The sequence below is a fragment of the Bradyrhizobium sp. UBA2491 genome, from assembly GCF_002341725.1.
Lineage (GTDB): Bacteria > Pseudomonadota > Alphaproteobacteria > Rhizobiales > Xanthobacteraceae > Bradyrhizobium.
Window position 1 is genome coordinate 1 of sequence record NZ_DDOP01000091.1, and the last position, 24,232, is coordinate 24,232.

23 protein-coding genes are annotated in these 24,232 nt (G+C 65.4%); 15 read left to right on the top strand and 8 right to left on the bottom strand.

Annotation, left to right across the window (positions count from 1 at the left end):
* Positions 1–171 precede the first annotated feature (171 nt).
* Both B2W55_RS30440 and B2W55_RS30445 read left to right on the top strand, forming a co-directional pair.
* Positions 172–444 (top strand): hypothetical protein, encoded by a 273-nt coding sequence (locus tag B2W55_RS30440; RefSeq protein ID WP_029878796.1) that lies wholly within the window; start codon positions 172–174, stop codon positions 442–444.
* Between the two features lie 45 nt (positions 445–489).
* Positions 490–1,566 carry an acyltransferase family protein gene (locus tag B2W55_RS30445; protein ID WP_024579076.1) on the top strand — a complete coding sequence of 359 codons (1,077 nt, stop codon included), beginning with the start codon at positions 490–492 and terminating at the stop codon, positions 1,564–1,566.
* Positions 1,567–1,660: 94 nt separating this feature from the next.
* Here B2W55_RS30445 and B2W55_RS30450 read toward each other — a convergent pair whose 3' ends face one another.
* Positions 1,661–2,359 carry a DUF1013 domain-containing protein gene (locus tag B2W55_RS30450; protein ID WP_024579077.1) on the bottom strand — a complete coding sequence of 233 codons (699 nt, stop codon included), beginning with the start codon at positions 2,357–2,359 and terminating at the stop codon, positions 1,661–1,663.
* Positions 2,360–2,589: 230 nt separating this feature from the next.
* On the opposite strand from B2W55_RS30450, the gene ispH reads away from it, so the two are divergent.
* From ispH to rnhA, 3 genes are read left to right on the top strand one after another with little or no spacing between them, the layout of a single operon-like run.
* Positions 2,590–3,564 (top strand): 4-hydroxy-3-methylbut-2-enyl diphosphate reductase, encoded by a 975-nt coding sequence (ispH, locus tag B2W55_RS30455; protein ID WP_024579078.1) that lies wholly within the window; start codon positions 2,590–2,592, stop codon positions 3,562–3,564.
* Positions 3,565–3,569: 5 nt separating this feature from the next.
* Positions 3,570–4,550, top strand: coding sequence for a homoserine kinase (locus tag B2W55_RS30460; RefSeq protein WP_024579079.1), 981 nt, complete (start codon positions 3,570–3,572; stop codon positions 4,548–4,550).
* Complete coding sequence (gene rnhA / locus B2W55_RS30465) at positions 4,538–4,999, top strand: ribonuclease HI (protein WP_192827256.1); 462 nt, start codon at positions 4,538–4,540, stop codon at positions 4,997–4,999. The genes B2W55_RS30460 and rnhA overlap by 13 nt, the downstream gene beginning before the upstream one ends.
* 272 nt (positions 5,000–5,271) lie before the next feature.
* On the opposite strand, the gene B2W55_RS30470 is transcribed toward rnhA, so the two are convergent.
* From B2W55_RS30470 to B2W55_RS30495, 6 genes are all read right to left on the bottom strand, one after another.
* Complete coding sequence (locus B2W55_RS30470) at positions 5,272–5,757, bottom strand: peroxiredoxin (protein WP_024579081.1); 486 nt, start codon at positions 5,755–5,757, stop codon at positions 5,272–5,274.
* A 210-nt stretch (positions 5,758–5,967) separates the two neighbouring features.
* A complete protein-coding gene (locus tag B2W55_RS30475; RefSeq protein ID WP_024579082.1) occupies positions 5,968–6,525 on the bottom strand; it encodes a DUF924 family protein in 558 nt (185 codons plus the stop codon).
* A gap of 28 nt (positions 6,526–6,553) precedes the next feature.
* The gene (locus B2W55_RS30480) at positions 6,554–8,236 is read right to left on the bottom strand and encodes a long-chain fatty acid--CoA ligase (RefSeq protein ID WP_024579083.1); all 1,683 of its coding nucleotides are present in this window, start codon (positions 8,234–8,236) and stop codon (positions 6,554–6,556) included.
* Between the two features lie 176 nt (positions 8,237–8,412).
* A complete protein-coding gene (locus B2W55_RS30485; protein ID WP_043855474.1) occupies positions 8,413–9,798 on the bottom strand; it encodes a D-alanyl-D-alanine carboxypeptidase family protein in 1,386 nt (461 codons plus the stop codon).
* A 256-nt stretch (positions 9,799–10,054) separates the two neighbouring features.
* Positions 10,055–11,833: a glucan ABC transporter ATP-binding protein/ permease gene (locus B2W55_RS30490; protein WP_024579085.1), complete on the bottom strand. Its 1,779-nt coding sequence runs from the start codon at positions 11,831–11,833 to the stop codon at positions 10,055–10,057.
* A 298-nt stretch (positions 11,834–12,131) separates the two neighbouring features.
* Complete coding sequence (locus B2W55_RS30495) at positions 12,132–13,187, bottom strand: ABC transporter substrate-binding protein (RefSeq protein WP_024579086.1); 1,056 nt, start codon at positions 13,185–13,187, stop codon at positions 12,132–12,134.
* A gap of 262 nt (positions 13,188–13,449) precedes the next feature.
* Between B2W55_RS30495 and B2W55_RS30500 the strand changes: the two genes are divergently transcribed.
* The 7 genes from B2W55_RS30500 (at position 13,450) to B2W55_RS30530 (ending at position 20,220) form a co-directional block, all read left to right on the top strand.
* Positions 13,450–13,884 (top strand): hypothetical protein, encoded by a 435-nt coding sequence (locus B2W55_RS30500; RefSeq protein ID WP_024579087.1) that lies wholly within the window; start codon positions 13,450–13,452, stop codon positions 13,882–13,884.
* Positions 13,885–14,008: 124 nt separating this feature from the next.
* Entirely contained in the window at positions 14,009–14,422 is a 414-nt protein-coding gene (gene hisE / locus B2W55_RS30505) for a phosphoribosyl-ATP diphosphatase (RefSeq protein WP_024579088.1), read from the top strand.
* A 63-nt stretch (positions 14,423–14,485) separates the two neighbouring features.
* Positions 14,486–15,067, top strand: coding sequence for a YqaA family protein (locus B2W55_RS30510; protein WP_024579089.1), 582 nt, complete (start codon positions 14,486–14,488; stop codon positions 15,065–15,067).
* 106 nt (positions 15,068–15,173) lie between these two features.
* Complete coding sequence (locus B2W55_RS30515; protein WP_024579090.1) at positions 15,174–15,722, top strand: hypothetical protein; 549 nt, start codon at positions 15,174–15,176, stop codon at positions 15,720–15,722.
* A gap of 172 nt (positions 15,723–15,894) precedes the next feature.
* Positions 15,895–16,863 (top strand): NAD(P)H-dependent flavin oxidoreductase, encoded by a 969-nt coding sequence (locus B2W55_RS30520; protein ID WP_024579091.1) that lies wholly within the window; start codon positions 15,895–15,897, stop codon positions 16,861–16,863.
* Positions 16,863–17,636 carry a thioesterase family protein gene (locus B2W55_RS30525; RefSeq protein ID WP_024579092.1) on the top strand — a complete coding sequence of 258 codons (774 nt, stop codon included), beginning with the start codon at positions 16,863–16,865 and terminating at the stop codon, positions 17,634–17,636. Before B2W55_RS30520 ends, B2W55_RS30525 begins: the two co-directional genes overlap by 1 nt.
* Before the next feature lie 421 nt (positions 17,637–18,057).
* Positions 18,058–20,220 (top strand): hybrid sensor histidine kinase/response regulator, encoded by a 2,163-nt coding sequence (locus B2W55_RS30530; RefSeq protein WP_024579093.1) that lies wholly within the window; start codon positions 18,058–18,060, stop codon positions 20,218–20,220.
* Between the two features lie 154 nt (positions 20,221–20,374).
* Here B2W55_RS30530 and B2W55_RS30535 read toward each other — a convergent pair whose 3' ends face one another.
* Positions 20,375–21,937 (bottom strand): AMP-binding protein, encoded by a 1,563-nt coding sequence (locus B2W55_RS30535; protein ID WP_024579094.1) that lies wholly within the window; start codon positions 21,935–21,937, stop codon positions 20,375–20,377.
* Between the two features lie 65 nt (positions 21,938–22,002).
* Between B2W55_RS30535 and B2W55_RS30540 the strand changes: the two genes are divergently transcribed.
* From B2W55_RS30540 to B2W55_RS30550, 3 genes are all read left to right on the top strand, one after another.
* A complete protein-coding gene (locus tag B2W55_RS30540; RefSeq protein WP_371412422.1) occupies positions 22,003–23,001 on the top strand; it encodes an NAD(P)H-dependent flavin oxidoreductase in 999 nt (332 codons plus the stop codon).
* 125 nt (positions 23,002–23,126) lie between these two features.
* A complete protein-coding gene (locus B2W55_RS30545) occupies positions 23,127–23,372 on the top strand; it encodes a hypothetical protein (RefSeq protein WP_024579096.1) in 246 nt (81 codons plus the stop codon).
* Between the two features lie 109 nt (positions 23,373–23,481).
* A complete protein-coding gene (locus tag B2W55_RS30550) occupies positions 23,482–24,216 on the top strand; it encodes a hypothetical protein (protein WP_024579097.1) in 735 nt (244 codons plus the stop codon).
* Positions 24,217–24,232 lie beyond the last annotated feature (16 nt).

Consider the following 24,232-nt stretch of genomic DNA (forward strand, 5'->3'; position numbering starts at 1 on the left):
GAGGGTGGGGAGAGGGGTGCCCTCGGGCGAGATGATCGATGAGGGCGCGAACCGCACAATCGGAACGTGCGTCATCGAAACGCATCCGGAAGCAAAATGGCCTTGATTTTGATGGATTGCCGGGTCATCCCGGCGTCCAACGCCATGACGCCACGAGCTACGGACCCACAGATGCGATCCATTTCCGCACGCGCGCCCCTCGCATTGCTGCTCGCCCTGCCGCTGCTGGCAGGCTGCCTCGAGCGCGGGCGATCGCCGATCGCGGAGAGCATGGGCGACGACGATCAGTACTGCCAGGCGAATGGCAAGGTGGCGGTCGGCTCGCCCGAATATGTCGCCTGCCGCAAGGATCGCGACGTCCAGCGCCAGAACGCCGAAGCCCGTACCGATCGGCGGCAGCGCGATCTCGGCGAATACATGATGAACAATCCGGACCGGCACTAGGCGCCGCGGCTACGGCGCGGATCTCCTAAGGAAGGCGAGCTCGCGGTGCAGCGTGACAGGATCGGCGAGCTCGACGGTTTGCGCGCGATCGCGGTCCTGATCGTAGTCATCTGGCACTATTTCGGAACGCCTGATGGTCCCGACGGCTGGCCGTGGAAATTGCTGCATGTCGGGCGTTTCGGCGTCGACCTGTTCTTCATTCTGTCCGGCTATCTGATCACCGACATCCTGCTGCGGCATCGCACGGCCGAGCGATATTACTCGGCGTTCTACGGCAGGCGCGCGTTTCGCATCTGGCCGCTCTACTATCTGATGTGCGCGGCCGCGCTGATCGGCTGGACGTTCTCGCTCAGCCCCGACCTGTTCGACACCAGGGGCGTGCCCGGCTGGCTGTATCTGTTCGGCTTGCAGAATTTCGGCATGGCCAAGGCGCAGACCGATGGCGCCTACTTTCTGGCCGTGACCTGGTCGCTTGCGATCGAGGAGCAGTTCTATCTGCTGTTTCCGTTGCTGGTCCGCAACGTGCCGCCGGAGCGACTGTTCGCGATCCTGCTGGTGCCGATCCTGATCTGCCCGATCGGGCGCCTGATCGACAGCGCGCTGCCGGACGCCTATGGCTGGTACGTGCTGCCGCAATTCAGGATCGATTCGCTCGCGATCGGCGCGCTGATCGCCTGGTGGCGGCTCTATCGCAAGCCCGATGCCGAGGTCTCCCGACGCGTCGCCGCGATCCTCAAATGGTCGAGCCTGTCGCTTCCATTGCTATGGCTGTTCGGCTGGAAGCGCTGGTCGGTGGCGTTCTCGCACACCCAGGTCGAGATCTTCTTCGGTGCGCTGTTATTTGTCGTTCTGGAAAACCGTGGCTCGCCAAAACTCGCGATCCTGCGCAGTTCGGTCGCGACCTTCTTCGCCAGAACCTCCTACGCGGCGTACCTCACCCACCACGTCATCGTGTATCTGCTGTTCGCCGTGCTGCATGAACCAAGAACGATCGAGAGCCTCGCCGGCATTTCGTTGACGTTCGGCGCATTTGTCCTGACGTTCGGGTTGTGCGCCCTGAGCTACCGCTACTTCGAGCGTCCGCTGCTCGACTTCGCGCACCGGCGCTTCTCGTTCGGCTGAGCGAAGGCCGCAAGCACCGCGTGCTGCAAACAAAAACGCGGCGGGTGGTCCCGCCGCGTTTGGCATTGCATTCTACGCGATGCGCGGTCGGTGCTCACTCTTCCTCGTCGTCGGCCTTCTTGCCGCCGATCGTCTTCAGCTTGGCGAACACGGCATCGACGTTGAGGTCGTCGTGCTTCTCGGCCGGCTGGTCGTCGAACTCGTCCTTGCGCGTGGTCTCGGAGGCCGGCAGCAGGGTGGCGCCGCCATAGACGGTCGTGGTCGGCTTCTCCTTGGCAGCGCGCTGCACCTCGAAATCGAGCTCGATCTGTGAGCACAGGCCGAGCGTGACGGGGTCCATCGGGGTCAGCGTCGAGGCGTTCCAGTGGGTGCGGTCGCGCACGCTCGCGATCGTGGTCTTGGTGGTGCCGACCAGACGCATGATCTGGGCGTCCTTCAGCTCGGGATGGTTGCGCACCAGCCAGAGGATCGCGCTGGGCCGCTCATGGCGGCGCGACACCGGGGTGTAGCGCGGGCCCTTCTTCTTGGCGGCCGACGGCAGCACCACCTTGCTCTCCTGGAGCCTGAGGCGGTAATTCTGGTCGCGCTCGCCGCGCTCGATCTCCTCGCGGGTCAACTGGCCGTTGGAAATGGGGTCCATGCCCTTGATGCCCTGGGCGGCGTCGCCGTCGGCGATGGCGCGGACTTCCAGGGGGTGCATTTTGGTAAAATCGGCCACCTGATCGAAGGTCAGGGCGGTATTATCGACCAACCACACGGCAGTCGCCTTCGGCATCAGCGGTGCGTTGCTCATGGCAAATCTCCTTTGTGCTTCGCCCACCTCTGTCGAGGCGAAGCTGGTAGTCATCGGCGATGACGGGAATTATGCCGCCTATATAAGCCCTCCGGGGGGAATGGCGCAATGGGCCAGCAAAATCGCCTTGACAGCGCCCGAAAGCAGCCCCAAGTCCTTACCTTAACTGGCCGTTCCCCGCCCGCCGGCGAGGGGTGATTCGGTCCCGAAATTTGCCCCGAGACAGCCTGATGTCAGCGAAAAAACCCGATCTCAGAATCGTGCTTTGTTCCCCCCGCGGCTTCTGCGCCGGGGTGGTCCGCGCCATCGACACGGTCGAACGTGCCCTCACGATTTATGGCGCCCCGGTCTATGTCCGGCACGAAATCGTCCATAACAAGTACGTGGTGGACAGCCTGAAGACCAAGGGTGCCATCTTTGTCGAGGAATTGTCCGAAATCCCCGATGAAACCAACGCGCCGGTGGTGTTTTCGGCCCATGGCGTTCCGAAATCGGTTCCCGCCGAGGCCAAATCGCGCAATTTCTTCTCGCTGGACGCGACCTGTCCGCTGGTGACCAAGGTCCACCGCGAGGCGGCGATCCATTTCAAGCGCGGCCGCGAGATCCTGCTGATCGGGCATTCCCACCACCCGGAGGTGGTCGGCACCCTGGGCCAGCTGCCCGAGGGCGCCGTGACCCTGATCGAGACCGCCGAGGACGCCAAGACCTTCATGCCGAAGGATCCCAACAACCTCGCCTTCGTGACCCAGACCACGCTGTCGATCGACGACACCGCCGAGATCGTGGCGCTGCTCAAGCAGCGCTTCCCGAACGTCAACGGTCCGCACAAGGAAGACATCTGCTACGCCACCACCAACCGCCAGCTTGCGGTGAAGAAGGTGGCGCCGGTGGTCGATGCGCTGATCGTGGTCGGCGCGCCGAACTCGTCGAACTCGCAGCGACTGCGTGAGGTCGCCGAGCGCGAGGGCTGCCCGATCGCGATCCTTGCCCAACGGGCCAGCGACATCGACTGGGCGCGCTTCGAAGGCATCAAGAGCCTCGGCATCACCGCGGGCGCATCGGCGCCGGAGGTGATCGTCGAGGAGATCATGGGCGCTTTCGCTGAGCGTTACGAACTGCATGTGGAGACGGTCTCGGCCGCGGAAGAGAACGAGTTCTTCCCGCTGCCGCGTTCGCTGCGGCCCGACGCTGCCGCGGCGGAATAGACCATATGGCGGTCTACACCGACGTTGCCGCCGAAGACCTCGCGGAATTCCTCAAGAGCTACGACATCGGCGAACTGCTCTCCTACAAGGGCATCGCCGAGGGTGTCGAGAATTCGAACTTCCTGCTGCACACCAGCCAGGGCGCCTACATCCTCACGCTCTATGAGAAGCGCGTGGCGGAGGACGACCTGCCGTATTTCCTGTCGCTGATGGCGCATCTCGCCGCGCGCGGCGTGTCGTGCCCGCAGCCGGCGCGCAACCGCAAGGGCGAGGTCACCAGCCGGCTCGCCGGCCGACCCGCGGCGATCATCAACTTCCTCGAAGGCGTCTGGCCGCGGCGGCCGAACGTGGCGCATTGCGCTGGCGTCGGCGATGCGCTGGCCAGGATGCATCTCGCCGGCCGCGACTTTCCGCTGGTGCGCAAGAACCCGCTGTCGGTCTCCGGTTGGCGGCCGCTGTTCGATCTCGCCGCCGCGCGGGCCGACAGCGTGCAACTCGGCTTGCACGACTTCATCGCGCGCGAGCTCGATCATCTCGAGGCCGCGTGGCCGACCGATCTGCCGGTCGGCGTGATCCATGCCGACCTGTTTCCCGACAACGTCTTCTTCCTCGGGGACAAGTTGTCCGGCCTGATCGACTTCCCGTTCGCCTGCAACGACATCCTGGCTTATGACGTCGCGATCTGCCTCAACGCCTGGTGCTTCGAGCCGGATCATTCCTTCAACGTCACCAAGGCGCGTGCGCTGCTCAATGCCTATGGCCGCGAGCGGCCGCTGTCGGCGGCAGAGGAAACCGCATTGCCGCTGCTGGCGCGCGGTGCCGCGCTGCGCTTCCTGCTGACCCGGCTGGTCGATTTCCTCAACGTGCCAGAGGGCGCGCTGGTGCAGCCGAAGGACCCGCTGGAATATGTCCGCAAGCTGCGCTTCCAGCAGAGCGTCGCCGCCATCAACGACTACGGCATCACGCCGGCGGGATGCGCGGCGTGAGCGACAAGCCGCATGTGATTGTCTTCACCGATGGTGCCTGCTCCGGAAATCCCGGACCGGGCGGCTGGGGCGCGATCCTGAGATTCGGCGATGTCGAGAAGGAATTGAAGGGCGGCGAGGCGCATACCACCAACAACCGCATGGAGCTGATGGCGGCAATCTCGGCGCTGGAGGCGTTGAAGAAGCCCTGCGTGGTCGACGTCACCACCGACAGCCAGTATGTCCGCCAGGGCATCACCGGCTGGATCCATGGCTGGAAGCGCAACGGCTGGCGTACCGCCGACAAGAAGCCGGTCAAGAATGTCGAGCTGTGGCAGCGCCTCGACGCCGCGTTGAAGCCGCATGAGGTGCGCTGGCACTGGATCAAGGGCCACGCCGGCCACGCCGAGAACGAGCGCGCCGACGAGCTCGCGCGCGAGGGCGTGGCGATGGCGAAGCTGAAGGGGTAGGGGGCGCTATCGCGCCGCGAACCGTCTGCGTAGCGTGGGTAGAGCGAAGCGAAACCCACGATCTCCATGCCCGACACGAAGTTGATGGGTTTCGCTGCGCTCTACCCATCCTACAATTCCGCGGTCGCGGTGATCGCCATGCCCAAAACTGTCATCGCCCGCGAAGGCGGGCGATCCAGTATTCCAGAGACGGTGATGGCCGAAACGAGAGGCCGCGTCGTGCCAGGTCGCCCGGTCAAGCCGGGCGCCGGCAGTGTGCCTGGGGCGTCGGCTCAGAGCTGGCCGAGCAGCGTGTCGCCGCCGGAGACTTCGACCTTGCCCGGAGCCGGCTCCTTGTTGAGCTTCTTCACCACGCCGTCTTCGACCAGCATCGAGTAGCGGTGGGAGCGGATGCCGAGGCCGTTGCCCGAGGCGTCGAGCTCCATGCCGATCGCCTTGGCGAAGTCGGCATTGCCATCGGCGAGGAAGACGGCTTCGTCGCGTTGGTCGGTGTCGCGCTTCCAGGCGTTCATCACGAAGGCGTCGTTGACCGAGACGATCGCGATGGTGTCGACGCCCTTGTTCTTCATGGCGTAGGCGTTGAGGAAGATGCTCGGCAGGTGCATCTTGTGGCAGGTGCCGGTGTAGGCGCCGGGCACCGCGAACAGCGCGACCTTCTTGCCCTTGAAAATATCGTCGGTGGTTTTGACCTGCGGACCCTCGGCGGTCATCACGCGAAACTTGGTTTCCGGCAGCTTGTCGCCAACATTGATCGTCATCGGTATTCTCCCTCGGTGAAGCTGAATTGTCTTAGACCCGGCGGTTGGACGGCACAATACGACCTGCTGCAAGAACGGCAATGCCGGAGAGCAGAGCGTTTTCGAGCGAAGTGGATACCGGTTCGCGTGAAGAAAACGCGTCAAAACAAGATTCTAGAGCCCCGTTTCGATTCAATCGGAACGGTAAAGGCTCTGGTCACCGTTCCGTCATCAGCCGGAAAACCCGCCGGCGTCGAGAAAGGCCTGTTCCTCCGCGGTCGTTTCGCGGCCCATCACCCGGTTACGGTGCGGGAAGCGGCCGAACCGGCGGATGATGTCGGCGTGGTCCTCGGCATATCTGAGGTTGTCGGGGTGGCAGTCATATTGCCGGAACAGCGCCACACAGCGTTGCTGGTCGTCGAGGTCCTCCGAATGCTCGAACGGCAGATAGAGGAATTCGCGCAAGCCTGGGTCGGTCCGCGCGTCGACGCCGCGCGCGATGGCGCGGCCTGCCACCTCACGGGCCAGCGTATCGCTTGAAAAGGCCTTGGCATCGCCTCGAAACAGGTTTCTCGGAAATTGGTCGAGCACGATGGTCAGCGCCAGCGCGCCGTCGTCGCTCGCCTCCCATGACGACATTTCGCCGGTAGCCGCTTTCTGCCAGGTGGCGAGGAAGCGGTTGCGGATTTCCGCATCGAAGGCATCGTCGCGCGTGTACCACCGATCGCGGCCAGCCTCGCGCCAAAAGGCGAGCACGTCGGCAGGCGTCGCGATGCGGGCGTCAGTCATGTCGATCCAACGCCCGCTCGTGATGTCGTCAGGCCGCGGCCTTCTTCTCGTCGCGCAGCTCGCGGCGCAGGATCTTGCCGACATTGGTCTTCGGCAGGTCGGTCCTGAACTCGATCTGTTTCGGCACCTTGTAGCCGGTGAGCTGGGTGGCGCTGAACTTGATGATGTCCTCGGCGGTGACGTTCGGGTCCTTCTTGACCACGAACGCCTTCACCGCCTCGCCGGACTTCGCATCGGGCACGCCGATCACGGCGCATTCGAGCACGCCGGGGTGGCTCGCGATCACTTCCTCGATCTCGTTCGGATAGACGTTGAAGCCGGAGACCAGGATCATGTCCTTCTTGCGATCGACGATCTTGGTGTAGCCCTTCTCGTCCATCACGCCGATGTCGCCGGTGCGGAAATAGCCGTCCGCGGTCATCACGCGCGCGGTCTCGTCCGGCCTGTTCCAGTAACCTGCCATCACCTGCGGGCCCTTGGCGCAGATCTCTCCGGCCTGGCCGAGCGGCAATTCGTTGCCGTCGTCGTCGCGGATCGAGAGCCAGGTCGACGGAACGGGAAGGCCGATCGTTCCGGAGAACTCCTCGATCGTGGCGGGATTGCACGTCAGGGTCGGCGACGTCTCCGACAGGCCATAGCCTTCCGACAAGGAGATGCCGGTGACCTTCAGCCATTTCTCGGCGACCGGCCGTTGCGTCGCCATGCCGCCGCCATTGGCGATCTTCAGCTTGGAGAAGTCGAGCTTGTCGAATCCGGGCGTGTTCAGCAGGCCATTGTAGAGGGTGTTGACCGCCGGGAAGAAGCTGACCTGGTACTTCGACAGCTCCTTGACGAAGCCCGCCATGTCGCGCGGATTCGGAATCAGCAGATTGGTGCCGCCGCACCGCATGCCGAGCAGATAGCAGGCGGTGAGCGCGAAGACGTGATAGAGCGGCAGCGCGCAGACGATGACCATCTGCTCGACGATCGGCGGCTTCACCAGCGCCGGCTGCAACCAGGCGTCGTTTTGCAGCACATTGGCCAGGATGTTGCGATGGAGCAGGGTCGCGCCCTTGGAGACGCCGGTGGTGCCGCCGGTATATTGCAGGAAGGCGACGTCATCGAGCGTCAGCGCTGGCTTGCTCATCTTCAGGCCGCGGCCGGCCGACAGCGCGTCGTTGAAGGGGACGGCACCGGGGATCGACCAGGCCGGCACCATCTTCTTCACCCGCCGCACCACCAGATTGACGATCACGCCCTTGAAGCCGAGCAGGTCGCCCATGCTGCCGACGATGACGTGCTTGACGGCGGTGTTGGGCAGCACCTTCTGCACGGTGGTCGCGAAGTTCTCCAGCACGATGATGGCTTCCGCGCCGGAATCCTTGAGCTGGTGCTCGAGCTCGCGCGGAGTGTAGAGCGGGTTGACGTTGACCACGGCAAAGCCGGCGCGCAGCACCGCTGCGGTCGCGATCGGATATTGCAGCACGTTCGGCATCATCAGCGCGACCCGCGCGCCCTTTTGCAGGCCCTTGCCCTGGAGATAGGCGCCGAGCGCGATCGACATCTCGTCGAGCTCGCGATAGGTGATCGCCTTGTCCATGCAGATGAACGCCTTGCGATCGGCGAACTTCCTGAAGCTCTCCTCGAGCAATTCGACCAGCGACGAATATTGCGTGACGTCGATATCGGCAGGCACGCCGGCCGGATAATGCTTGAGCCAGATCCGCTCCATAATGGTCTTTCCCTCTCTCAAATTTGCCTGATGTCCCGGATTGATTCCGGGTTTTCCGCGCCTTGGTTGCATTATTCTTGGCCGCGGTATTTCAAGCAGTATTGAGCGATGCCGCGGCCAATGGCAAGCCGCTGCGCGCTATCGACGCATTGGGAAGATCGGAGGGGGACGCTCTGCTAGCCGGCCGGCTTGGCGTCAGCCTTGGGCTTGGCGTCAGCTTTGGGCTTGTCCGCGGCTTTCGGCTTCGCGGCCGGCTTTGCCGCCACCGGCTTGCCGGCGGGCTTTGCAGCGGCCGGCTTGTCCGCCGCCGGCTTCGCAGCTGCGGCATCCGGCTTGGCGTTGGCGTGACGCACCGGCTTGGCCGCCGGCTTGGAGGCGCTCTTGGCGTCGGCCTTGGCGTCGTCAGCTGCGTCGGGCTTCTTGCCTGCGGCGCGGGTGTGCTTGCCCTTGGCGCGCTTGGCCGGCTGCATCTTCTCGGTGTCGGCGTCGACCGCGGCGATCAACGCGGCGCCGGTCTTGGTCGGCCCGGTATAAACCACGACCGGCTCGGACGCCGCGGCCGGCTGCGCCAGCATGTCGGCCGGCTTGGTCGGCATCGCGGCCTGGAGGCCGGAGGCGAAGAAGCTCGCGCCATTGTCGCCATTGGTGCTGGCGCCTCCGGCATTGGCGACGGTGTCCTCGCCGTCCTCGTCGCTGGCGGGGCGCTTGTGCTTGGCGCCGCACATCTCCTCGCGCAGGTTCGGCGGGGTGGCATCGATCGGCACCAGATTGTCGACGGTGCCGAGCGAGGGCCGCAGCCATGCCAGCCCGTTGCCGGCGAAGCCGCGATCGAGCAATTGCGCGGCGCGGATCGCGCGCATGCGGCCCGACGAGGCGCCGAGCACCACGGCGATCAGCCGCTTGCCGTCGCGCGTCGCCGACGCCACCAGATTGTAGCCGGAGGCGCAGATGAAGCCGGTCTTGAAGCCGTCGGCGCCGGGATAGCGGCCGATCAGCTTGTTGAAGTTCTGGGTGACGCGGCGACCGAAGCGGATCGAGGGGATGTGGACGAAATACTCGTATTCCGGCAGGTCGCGGATGATGGCGCGGGCGAGGATCGCCATGTCGCGCGCCGAGGTGATCTGGCCGTCGGCAGGCAGGCCGTTCGGATTGACGTAGCTCGTCTGCGTCATGCCGAGCTTTTGCGCGGTCTGGTTCATCATGCCGGCAAAGCCGTCGATCGAACCGCCGACGCCTTCGGCCAGCACCACGGCCATGTCGTTGGCCGACTTCACCAGCATCATCTTCAGCGCGTTGTCGACGGTGACCTGGGTGCCGGGCCGGAAGCCCATCTTCGAGGGCGACTGCGACGATGCGGTCGGCGACACCGTGAGCAGCGTATCGAGCGACACCCGGCCGTCCTTGACCGCCTTCAGCGTGACATAGGCCGTCATCAGCTTGCTGAGCGAAGCCGGATACCACGGCATCGTCGCGTTGTCGGCTTGCAGCACCTTGCCGGTATCGGCCTCGACCACCAGCAGCGCCTCGGCGCGCGCCATCTGCGGCGTTGCGATCGCGAGCATCGCGACGGCAAGGATCCATTTCAACGACGGGCGCAGCGGGCGAGGAAATTGCACGAGTCCGGTTCCGGTCCTTTGAGACCCGCCTTCTGGGAAGAGGAGGTCTTGCGATTGACGTTCGGGTTTCAAGCGTGTCCGGCGCCGCGTTGCGGCGGTGCAAACCCTATACCGGCTTGCCAGTAGAGAACAGAGGCCGGCCAATTATATCGTGGACGAAATCGGCTGAATTTCGGCAGCCGCCTCAATTGGAAAGCCCGATTTATGGCGTCTCGATGCTGGTGCGCGCCTGCTCCTGCACCATGAACTGGGCACGCGCGAGATCGGCAAAACGGCCGCCTTTTGCGACCAGTTCATCGAAAGTTCCGCTTTCGATCACCCGTCCCTGGTCGAACAGCAGGATGCGTGTGGCGTAACGGATGGTCGAGAGGCGGTGCGCGATCACGAATGTGGTACGGCCCTTCATCACTTCGTCGAGAGCAGCGTTGACCTTGGCCTCCGTGACCGCGTCGAGCGCGCTGGTGGCTTCGTCGAGGATCAGGATCGGCGGATCCTTCAGCAGCGCACGCGCGATCGACAGCCGCTGGCGTTCGCCGCCGGACAGCATGCGGCCGCGTTCGCCGGCATGGGTGTCGAACTTCTTCTCGCTGCGCTCGATGAAATCCAGCGCCTGGGCGCGGGCCGCGGCGGTGCGCAGTTCCTCATCGGTCGCGTCCGGCTTGCCGACGCGGAGGTTCTCAGCGAGCGAACGGTTGAACAGCAGCGCTTCCTGAAACACCACGCCGATGTTTCGCCGCAGCGCCGTCAGCTTCATCGCACGTATGTCCATACCGTCGATCTTGATGATGCCGGATTGCGGATCGAACGCGCGATGCAACAGCGCGATCGCGGTCGACTTGCCGGCGCCGGTCGAACCGACCAGCGCGATGGTCTGGCCCGGCAATGCGGTGAGGGTGAGATCCTCGATCGCCGGCCGCTTGCCGTCATAGGAGAACGAGACGTCGTTGAATTCGACGAGGCCCGACAACCGTCCGGGATCGATCGCGCCGGGCCGGTCGCGCACCGCCGGCACCGCATCGAGCACGTCGAAGAATTCCTGCAACCGCGGCGCCTCCATGAACACATTGTTGATGAAGCTCACCACCTGCTCGAGCTTCTGGATCAGCATGGTGGCGAACGAGACGAACATCACGATCTCGCCGACCGTGGTCAGGCCCTCGTTATGCAGCGCGATGCCGACGGTGAAGATCGCGAGTACCGTGATGGTGGTCGAGGCGCGGGTAATTACCGAGACCAGCGCCCACCATGACAGCACCGGCATCTGCACCGCCAGCAGCTTGTCGGCGACATAGCGCAGGCCCTGCACCTCGGAATCGATCCGCACGAAGCTCTGCACCAGTGCGACGTTGCCGAGCGCGTCGGAGGCACGCGCCGACAGGTCGCTGTAATAGGCCTCGACCTCGCTCTGCATGCCGTAGGTCTTGCGCACCACCAACGTGGTCAGCACCGTGAACACGACGCAGAGCGCGAACAACAGGATCGCGAGCCGCCAGTTGATGTAGAGCGCGAGCGGCAGCAGCACCACCAGCGACATGATCGCGGCGAAATGCTCGCGGAAGAAGCCGATCCAGAGCCGCCACAGCGCGTCGACGCCATTCAGCATCACCTTCATCAGCCGACCGGAATGAGTGCCGGAATGGAAGGTCAGCGGCAGTTGCAGGATGTGCTCGAAATAGCTCGTCAGCACCGCCTGACGCCGGCGGTGTGACAGCCGGTCGGCCTGCAACGCTACGATCGCGCTACAGCCGATCGTGAACAGGCCAAATGCCGCCCAGGCGCCAAGCAGCGGCCATGCCGAGGAGGTCGCGAACATTCCGGTGACCGGACGGCCCGACAGCACGTCGACGATCTTGCCGAACAACACCGGCTCGGCGAATTGCGCGCCGGCGAGCACCAAGTTGGCGGCGGCGAGGATCCAGCCGAGCCGCGCCTCCTTGCCGAGCAGTTCGAGGACACGGGTATAGAGGCGAAGCATGGACATGCCGGCGGGACTCTCGAACAATGGTCGCCCGGTCAGGCGGGATACGATCTAATCAGGGTTCGCGATGCAGGGCCAGCGGTGACAGCGCGTCATGCTCAGGTGACGATAATTGTGGCGAGCTGCTCCCTGCGCGGTCGTCCTGGCGAAAGCCAGGACCCATAGGCACCGAACTTGATCGTGAGTGGGATAGTGGCCCCGGCGTCGCGCAACAACAAACGGCCGGGGTAATGGGTCCTGGCCTTCGCCAGGACGACGCTGAACACTTGGCGGAGTTCGTCAGTTATGCATTCGCGTGCTCTCAATTCACCAGCCGGCCGTCGATCGGCGGCAGGAATTGGTCGTCGAAGATGTCGGCGGTGTGCGGCCGCTTCAGGAATTTGCCGTCCTCGGCAAGCTGGTCGACCGAGCGCTCGAAGCGCTCCGCCTCGATGCCGCCGATGCCGTTGCGTTTCACTTCGGCGGTCAGGATATTGTCGCGGATGATGGCGGATAGCCGCTCGAGCTCCAGATCGCGTGACCCGCCATCCATCCGGTTCACCACCTCGCCGGCGGCGCGGGCCGGGTCCTTGATGACGAGGTTGGTGCCGCCGATCACCGCGCGCACGAACCGCTTGACCGTATCCGGCTTCGCACCGGCGAGGCGCGGGCTGGCGATCACGGCAAAGCCATAGGCTTCGCAGCCATAGTCGGCGAAGCGCAGCACCGCGAGATCGTCGGCCGGCACGCCGCGATCGCGCAGATTGATCGCCGAGAGATAGGAGAACCCGGTGACGGCATCGACCTGGCCGGCGGAGAGCATCGGCTCGCGCACCGCCGCGCTGATGGTGCTCTGCTTCACGCTCGAAAGCTTGATGCCGTTCTGCTTCGCGATCGCGGGCCACAGCCGGATCGAGAGGTCGCCTTCGGCGACGCCGAGGCTCTTGCCGTCCATATCGGCCAGCGTCTTGATGCCACGGCTCTTGCGGGCAACGATCGCGTAGGGCGCCTGGTTGAACAGTACGAACACCGCCTTGATGGGGGCGGCGCCTGGCTTGTCGCGGAAGCGGATCAGCGCATTGATGTCGACGAGGGCGAAATCGCTCGAGCCGTCGGCGACACGTGCGATCGCGTCCGCCGAACTGGTGGCAATGTTGGTGCCGACCGCCAGGCCCTCGGCGCTGAACAGGCCGCCGGCCGATGCCATCACGAACGGGGCCGCTGCGGCATCGAGCGGCCGGTCGAGCGTCAACTGGACGGTGAGCGGCTGTGGTGCATCGCCGGCGTGCAGCGGCGTGACGGCCGGCCATGCCCCGCCCGAGACGCCGATCACGACGGCCAGTATCCAGCGGAGAATGGTGATCCGAGTTACCTGCATCCTACCGTCCGGGAGGCGAGACAAAGTGCCGCGCCGGCTACGCCTGCTTCAGGACACCGAATGCGCCAGGCAGGCGTGCATATCAAGCGTCAATTTCAAGCGTTATTTGTCTGCATTCTGTCCCTGGCAAGGTGAACGTCCGATGACTGCCTTGCGTTAACCCTGGGTTGTTCAGCTTGCGTTCGGCTTGGGGAACCTAATCTGGAGGGAGTGGTTAGCTAACCAAGGCCCGTCGGGCCGGCTTCCACAAAGGATGACTGCAATGTTTGCGCGAAAAGGTGTTTTTTCGTCTGTTGGCCGCGCAGCCGCATTGGCAACGGTTGCCGCGGTGGCGTTGACGGCCGTTGAGCCGACGATGGCTTTCGCAGGCTCTGCTCCGGCAGGCAAGGCGGCCGCAATGACCACATCACACGGCACGAGCGGCGCGACCGATATCAGTGCGCGGCGCCGTTACTATCGCGGTGGCGGCGGTGGCGCGGCCGCAGCGGCAGCGTTCGCTGGCATCGTCGGTACGGGCCTGGCGATCGCCGCTGCCCAGAGCCGCCGCGACTACTATGACTCCTACGGCTATTACGGTGGCCCGGGCTATTACGGCGGCGGTCCCGTCTACTACGGTGGCCCGGCCTATTATGGCGGCGGACCGTATTACGGCTATCGCGGGTATCGCCGGTCGCAGTTGCCCTATACGCCTTACTGAGGTCGTCGGCGGTTCTCGAAACTGTCACAAAGCACTCAATCCACCGGCCTCGAGGCCGGTGGATTTTTTTGTCGTCGCGCGCGCCGTTAACACGCTGGCGACGCGTTTCGACTAGGCTCGAAGAATGAGTGATTCGATCGAGCGGCTTTATGATGCGGTGATCGCGGCCAAGGATCTTGATCCGGCCACGTCGCGCACCGCACGGCTGTTTCAGCGCGGGCCGGCCAAGATGGCCAAGAAGCTCGCCGAGGAAGCGGTCGAGGTCGTGATCGACGCCGTCAGCGGCAATTCTGACGCCGTCGTTCGCGAGAGCGCGGACCTGCTCTACAACCTCACGGTCCTCTGGGCGTCGGCTGGCGTCAAGCCGGAGCATGTGTGGCGCGAGATGGAGCGACGCGAGCGGCTGCTCGGGATCGCCGAGAAGCTGCCGAAGTCGCCGGTCAAGGTCTCCAAGAACCTGTCCAAGACCGCGCCCGTCCCGGTGGTTCGGCGTCGAATTGTCGCGCTGGAGAACCGGCTGCGCAAACGGCAGCCGTAAATCGCCGCAAATCTACCCACTCCCGGCATGGACAAATCCGCTCCATGATGGTTCATCGCGCCCATGTTGAAACGGATTTACGACTGGTGCGTCGAGGCGGCCGACAAGCCCTACGCACTCTGGATTCTCGCGGCCGTTGCCTTCGCCGAGAGCTCCTTCTTCCCGATCCCGCCCGATATCATGCTGCTGCCGATGTCGCTGGCGCGGCCGAAGCGGGCATGGTGGTTCGCGGCCGTCTGCACCGTCGCCTCGGTCGCCGGCGGCGTGCTCGGCTATGCGATCGGCGCGCTGCTCTATGACTCGCTCGGGCAGTGGCTGATCCATCTCTACGGTCTCTCCGACAAGGTCGACGCGTTCCGCGCCTCCTATGCCGAATGGGGTGCTGTGATCATCCTGCTGAAGGGGCTGACGCCGATCCCCTACAAGCTGGTGACCATCACCTCGGGCTTTGCCGGCTACAACATCTGGCTCTTCATCCTGTGCTCGATCGTCGCGCGCGGCGGCCGCTTCTTCTTCGTCGCGCTGCTGCTCAACCGCTATGGCGACGTCATCCGCGCCGAGCTCGAGAAGCGGCTCGGCCTGTGGGTCGCGCTCGGCGCGATCGTGTTGGTGCTGGGCTTCGTTGTCGCATTCAAGCTGATCTGAAGCGTTTTCGAGCGAAGTGGATTCCGGTTCGCGGGAAGAAAACGCGTCAAAATGACTAGCCGCTTGCGGCTTTGCCTGCCGATGGCTTCGGGTTACGCTCGCCGCGATGGCTGACAGAACCAGGGATTGGCTCGTTCCCGCCGCAACATCGCGCGCCGTGCTGGCGGGCCTTGCGCTGTCGGTGATGCTGGCGACGATCGATCGCGGCCGGGCGCAGGCCGCGCAGCCGGCGCTCGGGGTCCAGTCGGCCGCGGAGCAGCCGCCGGAACCTCAGCAGCAGATCGAGTTGCCGCCCGCGCCGGTCGAGCGCGAGAATCCCGGGCTGATCAACGAAATCGGAAAACTGTTCGAGAAGTCGAAATTGGCGCTGCCGCCGCTGAAGAGCCCGAGCGAGACCTTCAACGACCTGTCGAATCTGGCGCGCCCCTCGACGATGGTGACCGGGCGCGCGGCCTGCGCGGTGGCGGCCAACGGGGCGCCCGATTGCAAGATCGGCGCCGACCGGCTGTGCCAGAGCAACGGATACAAGGAAGGCAAGGGCATCGATATCAGCACCACGGAGAAATGCTCTCCGCTGGTCTATTTGCCGGGCCACAAGCGCGGCCCGAACGACTGCAAGGCGGAAAATTTCGTGACGCGGGCGGTGTGCCAATAAGCTGCTTCGAAATCGCGCCTGGGATGCCAAACGCCTGAGAAAATCACGTTGCCTGGATGAGGTTTTGTCATCCTTATTGCAGCGCCATAACGCAATACTTGACACTGGAAAGATTGCCTTGTTGGTATGACGGTCAGCATTCGAGACCAACCAGCTTGAGGATCCGCCGCCAATGTCCATGCCTGCTCTGTTCAAGGGCCGCCTGTCTCTACCCGTGATCGGGGCGCCGCTGTTCATCATCTCCGTGCCCGACCTCGTCATCGCGCAGTGCAAGGCCGGCGTGGTCGGCTCGTTTCCGGCGCTGAACGCGCGGCCGCCGGAGCTGCTCGACGAATGGCTGTACCGGATCAAGGAAGAGCTTGCCGCTTACGACAAGGCGCACCCGGAGCGGCCGTCGGCGCCGTTCGCGGTCAACCAGATCGTGCACAAGTCGAACAACCGGCTCGATCACGACATGGCGCTTTGCGAGAAGCACAAGGTGCCGATGATCATCTCCTCGCTCGGCGCGCGCGAGGAGCTCAACCAGGCCGTCCACGGCTGGGGCGGCATCGTGTTCCACGACGTCATCAATCAGAAGTTCGCGCACAAGGCGATCGAGAAGGGCGCCGACGGCCTGATCCTGGTCGCGGCCGGCGCCGGCGGTCATGCCGGCACGCTGTCGCCGTTCCCGTTCGTGTCGGAGACGCGGCAGTGGTTCGACGGGCCGATCGCGCTGTCGGGCACGATCGCCAACGGCCGCGCCATTCGCGCGGCGCGCATCATCGGCGCCGACTTCGCCTATATCGGCTCCGCCTTCATCGCCACCAAAGAGGCGAATGCGGTCGAGGGCTACAAGAGCATGATCACCAATTCGTCCGCCGAGGACATCGTCTACTCCAATCTGTTCACCGGCGTGCATGGCAACTACCTGAAGCCGTCGATTGTCGCGGCTGGCATGGACCCTGAGAACCTGCCGACATCCGATCCTTCGAAGATGAGCTTCGGCACCGACTCGTCGGGCGAGCGCGCCAAGCCGAAGGCCTGGAAGGAGATCTGGGGCTCCGGCCAGGGTGTCGGCAGCATCTCCAAGGTGGTGCCCGCGGCCGAGCTGATTGGCCGGTTCAAGAAGGAGTACGACGAAGCGGTTGATCCGGCGCTTTGATGGACCCGATCTTCAGGGTTGACGGCGACCGCGTCGTCACCAGTCCCGATGCCGCGGGTCCCTGGGACCCGCGGATGCAGCATGGCTCAGCGCCGGCGTCGCTGGTGGTGTGGGCGGCCGAAGCGATCGCCACGCCGGTGCCGATGCGGATCGCGCGCGTCACCATCGATCTGATGCGTCCGGTGCCGGTGGCGCCGCTGACTGTGCAAAGCGAGATCCTGCGCGATGGCCGCAAGATCCAGCTCTGCGGCGTCAGGCTGCTCGCCGACGATGTGGTCGTGGTCTCGGCCAGCGTGCTGAAGATCAAGCAGCAGACCGCCGAGCTGCCGCCTGACATCGCGGCGCTTCCGGTCGAACTGCCGGGGCCCGAGCAAAGCATGATCGAGCCGGGTAATCTCGCGAACAGCCCGTTCGTCAAATGCATCTCGATGCGGGCCGCGCGCGGCCGCTTTGGCGTGATGGGACCCGGCGCGATCTGGTTCCGGGTCGACCGGCCGTTGATCGCGGGCGCCGCCGTGTCGCAGGCGATGCGGGCGGTGGTCGCCTCGGATTTCTCCAACGGCGTCTCGCCGGCGCTCGATTTCAGCCAATGGACCTTCATCAACGCCGACCTCACGGTGAGCCTGGCGCGGGAGCCGGTCGGCGACTGGGTCCTGCTCGACAGCGAGTCCTGGATCGGGCCTGACGGCGCCGGACTGGCGATGTCGCGGCTTGCCGACACCAGTGGCTATTTCGGCCGGACGGTGCAGAGCCTGGTGATCGAGCGGCGCTAAGGCGGGCCAGCGTCGCTGGGGCTGACCATCCCGGCCCCTTCCCGGATCGGGCGACGCAGTGTTTTCGGAATATTAGAAATGTACCCTTGATTTGCCCGACGCGTCAAGTCGTCGTGTCGAAGGCCGACGCCGCCGGCTGCTTTGCATGGGGTTGTTTTCGATATTTGGCGGCGCGGCCGCGACGGAGCCCGATCCGTCGTCGGCGATCGTCCTGCCGTTTCGGAGGGAGGGCCCAAGCGGCTGCCCCTACGACAAAAATAACTGCGCGTCCGGGGAACGGTTGGCGGCACCAGCGAGTTTCGCTCCGGTTAGGGGGCCCCATGACGTGTATCGATCCCGCCGCCGGCATCGTGGCTTTCGCCGCCCGGCGGCTTCTTGATGCCTCGTCTGGTGCTGCGCGGCAGCTTGAGGGGCGCGCGCAATGAGGCCCGGTCCGTCCTCCGAACGCGCGGTCATCCTGGCCGCGAACGAGCGGGACGCCGTAAAGACCGCCCATCTGATCAAGGAAGCCGGCTACTACGCCAACATCTGCGGCGACCTCGCCGAGCTCGAGCGTCAGGTCGCAAGCGGCGCGGGCCTTGCCATCATCGCCGATGAGGCGATCAGGAGCGCCGATCTCGCCGGCCTGACGCGCTGGCTGAACGAGCAGCCGTCATGGTCGGATTTTCCGATCGTGCTGATGAGCGAAGGCGGTGGATCGGAGCGTAGTCCGGAAGCGGCGCGGCTCGGCCGTGTGCTCGGCAATGTCACCTTCGTCGAGCGGCCGTTTCATCCGACCACGCTGGTGAGCCTGGTGGCCGCGGCGGTGCGCGGCCGCCGCCGCCAGTACCAGACCCGCCAGATCCTCGAGGACCTCACCGAGAGCGAAGACCTGTTGCAGACCGCGCTCAATGCCGGCCATCTCGGCGCGCTCGAGGTCCATTTGCCGGGTCTCGACCTCGAGGCGTCGCCGACCTGCAAGAGCTTCTTCGGGCGCAAGCCCGGCGATCCCTTCACCTATCAGGACCTGCTGGATGCGGTGCATCCCGATGACCGCGCGCGCCGCGGCGAGATCGCCGAGCAGACGCTGCGCACCGGTGCGGATTACCAGATCGAATATCGCAACATCTGGCCCGACGGCACCGAGCACTGGGTCGACGTCCGCGCCCGCGCGGTGCGCCGGCCCGACGGCAGCATCCGCTCGCTGGTCGGGGTCTGCTCCGACATCACCGCGCGCAAGACCGCGGAGATCGAACGCGAGGCGCTGCTGGCGCAGCTCGCCGCCGAGCGCACCGCGCTTGCCGAGCTCACCGCGACGCTGGAGCAGCGGGTCGAGCATCGCTCCGCCGACCTGATGAAGGAGGTCGCCGCGCGCGAGCGGGCGCAGGAGCAACTCCGCCATGCCCAGAAGATGGAGGCGATCGGCCAGCTCACTGGCGGCGTCGCGCACGATTTCAACAATCTCCTGATGGCGGTGATGGGCAATCTCGATCTGCTGCGCAAGCGGGTGCCGGAGGATCCGCGCCTGCAACGGCTGATCGACGGCGCGCTACAGGGCGCCGAGCGCGGTGCATCGCTGACGCAGCGGCTGCTCGCGTTCGCGCGGCAGCAGGATCTGCGCGCGGTGCCGGTCGATCTCGGCGCGCTGGTGCGCGACATGAGCGATCTCCTGGAGCGATCGCTCGGACCGCGCATCGCGCTGCGGCTCGACATTCCCGAGGGGCTGCCGCCGGCCTGCATCGACACCAACCAGCTCGAGCTTGCGATCCTCAACCTTGCGATCAACGCGCGTGACGCGATGCCGGATGGCGGCACCATCGAGATCCGGCTCGCGGCCTGGCAGACGAGGAGCGAGCAAGCCAGGAGCGAGCAGGCCCGGAACGATCCGGCGTTGCAGCCGGGCAACTACCTGAAACTGTCGGTCATCGACAGCGGCACCGGGATGGCGCCGGACGTGCTGAAGCGGGCGATCGAGCCGTTCTTCTCGTCCAAGCCGGTGGGCAAGGGGACCGGGCTCGGCCTGTCGATGGTGCACGGGCTCGCGGTGCAGCTCGGCGGCGCGCTACAGCTCTCGAGTGCGGTCGGCAAGGGCACCACGGCGGTGCTGGTGCTGCCGGTCGCGACCGCCGCGCCGGAAGCCGAGAGCCCGGCGCCCGCGGCGCGGCCGGTCAGGCGGTCGGCAGTGATCCTGCTCGTCGACGACGATCCGTTGATCGCGATGTCCACCATGGAGATGCTGGAGGATCTCGGCCATCGCGTCATCGGCGCCAGTTCCGGACCGCACGCGCTCGATATCCTGAAGAGCGACCAGGAGATCGACCTGATGATGACCGATCACGTGATGCCCGGCATGACCGGCATGGAGCTCGCCGCGGCCTCGCGCGAAGTGCGGCCGCAACTCCTTGTCCTGCTCGCCACCGGCTATGCCGAACTGCCCGATGGCTTCCAGGTCGACCTGCCGCGGCTGGCCAAGCCCTACCACCAGGATCAACTGCGCGAACGGTTGGATCAGCTGCTCGGGCAGGATGTAAGGCAGCACGCGGCCAAGGTAGGTGCCAGCGCCGATACCCTCGCTGCGCCGTCCACTCTCTCACCGTCACCCTGAGGAGCCGCGAAGCGGCGTCTCGAAGGGCGACGGCCCCTCTGTTGCCGCAAGCGAGCAGAGCGCGCGCTGCTGCATCGGGGCCGTGCATCCTTCGAGACGGCCGCTGCGCGGCCTCCTCAGGATGACGGTGATAGATTTGTGCGCAGCCGCGTCCTCACCCCACCATGCGGTCGCGACCAGTCCAGAAGCGTGCCTTCAGCACCTTCTTGTCGACCTTGCCGACGCCGGTCATCGGCAGCTCCTTGACGAACTGGATCTGCTTCGGTGCATGCGCCGAGCCCTTTTTCGCCTTCACCAGCCCGATCAGTTCGTCCGCGTCGGGTGCTGCGCCCTCGCGCGCCACGACGACGGCGGTGACGGCCTCGCCCCATTTGTCGTCGGGCACGCCGACCACGGCGACCATCGCCACGTCGGCGTGCTGGGAGAGCACGTCTTCGACCTCGCGCGGGAAAATGTTGAAGCCGCCGGAGACGATCATGTCCTTCTTGCGGTCGAGGATGAACATGTAGCCGCGCTCGTCCATGCGGGCGATGTCGCCGGTATGCAGCCAGCCGCTCTTCAGCGTCTCGGCCGTGATGTCGGGCCGCTTCCAGTATTCGGCCATCACGTGGCTGGCGCGCACGCAGATCTCGCCGGCCTCGCCGGTCGCGACCTCCTGGTCGTCCTGGTCGAGGATCTTGACCTGGCAGGAGGTGATCGGGAAGCCGCAGGACGCGAACAGCTCCGGTGTCTTCGGATCATGATCGGCCTTGCGCAGCACCGAGATCGGATAGCACTCGGTCTGGCCGTAGAGCTGCGAGAACACCGGGCCGATCCGCTCGATCCCCTCGACCAGCCGGCTCGGCGACATCGCCGATGCGCCGTAGAGCAGCAGCTCGAGCGAGGACAGGTCGGTCTTGGGAAGCGCCGGATGATCCAGCATCACGTAGATCATCGTCGGCACGAACAGCGTGAAGTTGATCTTCTCGCGCTCGATGGTCTTGAACACGGCTTCCGGATCGAAGCCCTTCAGCATGTGCACGGTGCCGCCACGCATCAGCGTCGGCAGCACTTTTGTACCCGCGACATGACTGATCGGCGCCACCGTCAGGTAGCGTGGCGTCTCCGGAATCTCGAAGTCGGCAAGGATCGCGGTGGTGGCGCCGGCATTCTCGCGATGATGGCGCAGCGCGCCCTTGGATTTGCCCGTCGTGCCGCCGGTATAGTTGAGGATCGCGATGTCGTCGTAGTGCGCAAAGCTCCTTGGGCTGGCGCTGCCGGCATCTTCGACCACCTGCAACAGGTCGACGCCGTAGCTCGCCGGGCCGAGCGTGAATACGTTCTTCAGGCCCGCTGCCTTGGCCGCGAGCTCGCCGCCGCGGTCGCGAAACGTGATGCCGTCGACGATCAGCATCTCGGCTTCGGAGTCCTCGATCTGGAACAACTGGTCGTCGAGCGAGCCGAGCGGATGCAGCCAAGTGATCGCGAGCCGCGACAATTGCGCGGCGACGCCGGCGCACCAGGTATCGGCGCGGTTGGCGGTGAGCATGGCGACGCGGGTGCCCGGCGCGAATCCGAGCTGCATGAACACGCTCTGCATCCGCCCGATCAGGTCGGTCGCGCCTTGATAACTGAGCGAGCCGCCCGGCCACGCGAAGGCGGTGCGTGACGGATAGCGCGCCAGCGCCCGCAAGGTCTGTTCGCACACCGCCGGAAATGCATAGAGCGGATCGCTCATCTGGTGTCCCTCCCGTCTTTGTCTTTGGCTTCGCTCGTGCCAATGTTGCCGGCAACGCTAACACAATGAGTCAGGGAAGAAACAACTTGTCCGCTGATCTCCTCGCGCGCTTTCATGATCGTCTCCGGCTGCCGCTGATCGCGGCGCCGATGTTCTTGGTGTCCGGTGTCGAGCTGGTGGTAGCCGCCTGCCGCAACGGCGTGATCGGTTCGTTTCCGACCGTGAATTGCCGTGAGACGGAACAGCTCGATGCGTGGCTCGGCGATATCGAGCGCCGCCTGCAAGCGCATGCCGATGCGAGCGGCAAGGCGGCGGCGCCGGTCTGTCCGAACCTGATCGTGCACCGCTCCAACGCGCGGCTACAGCAGGACCTCGCCGTGCTGCTGCGGCACGAGCCCGAGCTCGTGATCACCTCGGTCGGCTCGCCGGCGCCGGTGCTCGCGCCGTTGCACGATGCCGGCGCGCTCGTTTTCGCCGACGTCGCCTCGATCCGCCATGCCGAGCGCGCGGTCGCCGCCGGCGCCGACGGGCTCGTGCTGCTGACCGCCGGCGCGGGCGGGCAGACCGGCTGGCTCAATCCGTTCGTGTTCGTCCGCGCGGTGCGTGGTTTCTTCGATGGCCCGATCGTGCTCGCCGGCGGCATCAGCGACGGCCACGCGCTGCGCGCCGCGGAGGCGCTCGGCTGCGACCTCGCCTATATGGGCACCAAGTTCATCGCGACGCGCGAGAGCATGGCGGACGCCAGATACAAGCAGATGCTGGTCGATGCGACCGCAGATGACATCTTGCTCACGACGGCGTTCACCGGTTTGCAGACCAACATGCTGCGGCCCTCGATCGAGGCCGCCGGTCTCGATCCCGACGACCTGCCGGCGCGCGGCGCGATCGACATCGGCAAGGACATCGACATCGGCGCCCGCGAAAGCCGCCCGAAGCGCTGGCGCGACATCTGGAGTGGCGGTCACTCCACCTCCGGGGTGACCGGGGTGCTCGCGGTCGACGACCTCGTGGCGCAGACGATCGCGGAGTACGAGGCCGCCAGCGCGCGGGGGCGGCTCGGTTAAGTCCAGGCGATTGCTGAAATCCTGCCGCTCCACTTAACGCGGCATTAACCATGCCAGTCCCAACAATGGCGTCATGGGATGGTCCGCCGCTACGGCTGGCCGCCCGGCAGTTGTGGGAACGCGACATGGCCCTTGAGGCGCTCTTTGCCAAAACCCCGGCATCGCTCGACGAACTCCGGACCCGGGTGTTCTACGCCCTGCAACGGCATCCGCTCTGCCGTCAGGTCGAATTCGATATCGTCAGGACGCCGCCGACCCGCCGCACCAACTGGACGGTCAGCCTGCATTCGGTCCAGCCCGGAGCGCTGTGGACGGCGCATGAGATCGTCGCGGACATCCAGGAAGCCTACGAACTCGACCTTGCGGCCTGATTTTCGGGCCGTTTCGGGACGAATTTCACCCAATTGGCGTCGTCGCGGCACGCTAACGCCGCATTTGGTCCGCAGTTTGCGATGACACCGGCCGGGAATGGAGTTGTTTTTGACCAGAGCCATCACCCTCGCCGCGCTGACATGCTTCCTTCTCGCAGGCGCCGCGATCACAGCCATTTTGGGCCGTGACAGCCTGCCGGCAGCACGGGCCGATATCGGTCCGGTCGCCAATCGCGCCAGCAAGCAGGACAAGCTCGCCGTCACGACGCTTGCCGCGGCCTCGTTCGAGGTGCCGCAGTCGACCGAGCCGCCCGCCAATCCGTCGCCGCTGCTGTTGCGAGCCCAGGCCGCTATTCCGGGCGTGACCGACACGGTGCGTCAGGCCTACGCCTCCGCCGAGCCGGCCGATATCGGCCTGCCGAAGGTCAACGACGCGGTCGACGCCGTCCAGCCGAAGATCGCCGAACCGGTGGTCGCACCGGCCGCGGCTGTCGCGCCGCCGAAGCCGAAGGCCGCCGCCAGGCCGGCGCCGCAGAAGAACTATGCGCTGCTCAGCGATGCCCAGATCGCCGGAATCAAGGACCGGCTCAAGCTGTCGTCGTCGCAGGAATATTACTGGCCCGCGGTCGAGACCGCGCTGCGCGCCGTCGCCCGCAAGATCCACGCCAAGCGCCAGGGCGATCCCGCCGCCGGCGCCATGCCGATCGATCCCGACTCCGAGGAAGTCCAGCAGCTGAAGTCGGCAGCGATGCCGTTGCTGTTCCAGCTTCGCGAGGATCAGAAGAACGAGGTCCGTTCGCTCGCACGCCTGATCGGCCTCGAGCGCGTCGCCTCGATGATCTGAGCGGCACGGCCGGTCC